The sequence below is a fragment of the Bartonella sp. AU16XJBT genome (assembly GCF_028618665.1).
Lineage (GTDB): Bacteria > Pseudomonadota > Alphaproteobacteria > Rhizobiales > Rhizobiaceae > Bartonella.
Genome location: NZ_JAQITF010000054.1, coordinates 1 through 2,493, shown reverse-complemented (window position 1 = coordinate 2,493; position 2,493 = coordinate 1). Strand labels below are relative to the sequence as shown.

The 2,493-nt window shown below is 34.4% G+C and carries 5 protein-coding genes; 1 reads left to right on the top strand and 4 read right to left on the bottom strand.

Annotation, left to right across the window (positions count from 1 at the left end; translation table 11 throughout):
- The 4 genes from PVV66_RS09390 to PVV66_RS09375 form a co-directional block, all read right to left on the bottom strand.
- On the bottom strand, positions 1-460 hold a 460-nt coding region (locus PVV66_RS09390; RefSeq protein WP_273761002.1), incomplete at its 3' end, for a Rha family transcriptional regulator.
- A complete protein-coding gene (locus PVV66_RS09385) occupies positions 453-881 on the bottom strand; it encodes an antA/AntB antirepressor family protein (protein WP_273719592.1) in 429 nt (142 codons plus the stop codon). The genes PVV66_RS09390 and PVV66_RS09385, both read right to left, overlap by 8 nt.
- Positions 882-921: 40 nt before the next feature.
- Complete coding sequence (locus tag PVV66_RS09380) at positions 922-1,332, bottom strand: hypothetical protein (protein ID WP_273761001.1); 411 nt, start codon at positions 1,330-1,332, stop codon at positions 922-924.
- 272 nt (positions 1,333-1,604) lie between these two features.
- Positions 1,605-1,931 (bottom strand): hypothetical protein, encoded by a 327-nt coding sequence (locus tag PVV66_RS09375; protein WP_273719611.1) that lies wholly within the window; start codon positions 1,929-1,931, stop codon positions 1,605-1,607.
- A 113-nt stretch (positions 1,932-2,044) separates the two neighbouring features.
- On the opposite strand from PVV66_RS09375, the gene PVV66_RS09370 reads away from it, so the two are divergent.
- Positions 2,045-2,368, top strand: coding sequence for a hypothetical protein (locus PVV66_RS09370; protein WP_273719610.1), 324 nt, complete (start codon positions 2,045-2,047; stop codon positions 2,366-2,368).
- Positions 2,369-2,493: the final 125 nt, after the last annotated feature.

The following is a 2,493-nucleotide window of genomic DNA, read 5'->3' as shown; positions in this document are numbered from 1 at the left end:
CATCAGCGCGTTGCAAGCTTTCCAAAGCCATTGCTTTTGGTTTTAAATATTCAATGATAGTATCTTGTCGATCTATTTGACTTTGTAGGTAATTCAAAAAGCCCATCATAGCTTTTGGACTTGAATAATCGATTTGTGCTGGTGTTACTTGCTTTTCTAATTCTTGCCAACGGTCAATAATTTTTGCACGCAAAGCAGTGCTATATCCTGAAACTAAGATTAAGCATTCACGTTTGGGAAGGTTGTAACAAGGGCGGGTTTTCCCTTGTTCATCAATATAAGTGCTTAAAAATTTAGCCGGCCCAAATTTGGGCTCGCTAATTTCTTCAAGCATTTTTTTGATATCACGCATAACATGTTTATGTTGCTTACCACATAACTCTGCGATTTCACGACTAGACATGGTCGGAATAGTTTGGTTATTAAAATTTCTTTCTTCTACTGTCATAAGATTATGCATGTTTCACTCCATTCGTTGTGACAACATTTTCATTGTGCTTAATTTGTTGTTTGAGATGTCTTAAGATTTCTTCTAATGTTTCTGGTTTTGAATAATCGATTGTTGCTTTTGCTTTTTTTTCACAGTCCAAAAAATATTGACGCACTTGTTTACCTTTGAGATTAGGTTCACAAATGGCAATGTGTTTTGCTGCATTTAAAGTGAGGGCATAATCTTTAGAAGGACAACCCCGTGATGGTAATTTTTTGGTAGATGTGATAAAATCAATATCTTCTCGAAAAGCAAAATCTTTAATACAGTTTGCTATCCATTTTCTAAACTCGGCTTTGACCTCTAAAAATGCATGCAAGTCACGAGCGCTAACGGTTTGAATGGTTTGCTGTTTAATTATAGTATTTTGAATAGGGATAAAATGTTTCATTACAAACCTTATATAAATTGGATTTGAAGGGGGCGCGCTTTTAGAAACGCACCGTATAGCTTGGGTAGTTTGGAATGACATCCGAAAGAGTTAAACGGTGCTGCTGTTCATAAGTCCCGTATATTTCATCTTCATATCGCTGCTGTTCGATTTCTTCTAAAAAAAAATCGTATGCGCTACTGTCTTTAACAAAGTCGTGAGGTATGTTTCCATTGAAGCACTGTTCTTCACGTTCTTTAAGATAGCATTCGGCAAGATCTTCAGAAATATCTTCACAACGATTAGTCGTTGGTTCCACACGGAAGATTTGCACAGCATTATCGGTTTGATCAATAAATTTGATCATGTCACTTTCTTCTAAGAAAGGACCCGCTTTAGCGAGATTTTGCTCGTCATTTTCGCACATCACTAAGAGAATTTCATCAGAATTTATAAACACTGGTTTCTTCACAAATGCCTCCATACCAAAATTAAATACATTTTGAAAAAAATGCCTTGACATAGGTTTTTTTTTTCAAGGTATGGTGTAAATGTATTTTCGATTTTAGAATAAGTCAATACAAATTTTCTAAAATAGAAAAAAATTTTTTAGTGATAGACAGATAAGTCTACACAAAAAAGTGATTTAATTTTCATTTAAATGTGGAGAAAATTCTATAATGAAGCAATCTAAAGAAGCTTTTAAAATATTTTCGTCATTAACAAATGAGCAAAAACGGGTGGTTATTTTTCATCTGCTTCTTGTAAAGAACGTAAAAAAGAAATGACAGCTTTTCTATGTTCTGGCTTTGCTGAAGAGTATAATTTTAAAAAATAATCATCACAGTTATCAGGTATAAAGTGAGGGGGGAGAGCTTTAAAAAATGAAGTTAACCTAACGAGCTCATCAGCAGATATACTTCTACTTTCTTTATCATCATCAACAGAAAGCATTTTAGATACAACAGATGTATGAAGTCCCATATGTTTAGCTAATTCAGTTCGAGACCCATGACCCATTATTTTAAGTTTTTCATTTGCCCAAATTTTTATTTCTTTTTGAATATCCATACTTATCAATATTCCTTTTGTTTTAAAAAATATCAATATTTCTATTTTAGAAAAAATGTTGACAATTTTTCTATAATCGAATAAATCCACATTTGATAAATAGAGAAATTAAGATGAGTATCAAAAATTCAGCAGCTACGATTATAAAGTATTTAGGTGGCGCAAAACGTGTGTCGTTGATTTCTCAGTGCCATGTGTCTGCTGTTTACAAATGGACTTATCCTTTAAAAAAACTAGAGGGTAAAGGCGGAATTATACCTGCTAAATACCAAGTTATGCTTTTAAATTACGCGCGTGAACATGGGATAGATTTGCGCCCCGAAGATTTTTTTTATCCCGAGCGCTTGCAGACATTAATGCAAGAGCAGCGCCCCCCATTGTCGAAAATTTGCAAAAGTTCCAGCGTTGATAGCGCGGGTGAGACTTTGCATCCTTAGGAGATCAAAATGAGTTTAAATGAAATGATAGCGATCGTTGTGTGTGTGGTGTTTGGAGTCTTGCTTTTATGCGGAGTGATGTTTCGCTTTGCTTTGTATTATCGAGATCAAGTTAAGGCGCTTAA

What these genes read in the sequence shown, in the direction of transcription:
- PVV66_RS09370 (WP_273719610.1), top strand. Translation starts at nt 2,045, where the DNA reads ATGAGTATCAAAAATTCAGCAGCTACGATTATAAAGTATTTAGGTGGC.
- PVV66_RS09385 (WP_273719592.1), bottom strand. Translation starts at nt 881, where the DNA reads ATGAAACATTTTATCCCTATTCAAAATACTATAATTAAACAGCAAACC.
- PVV66_RS09375 (WP_273719611.1), bottom strand. Translation starts at nt 1,931, where the DNA reads ATGGATATTCAAAAAGAAATAAAAATTTGGGCAAATGAAAAACTTAAA.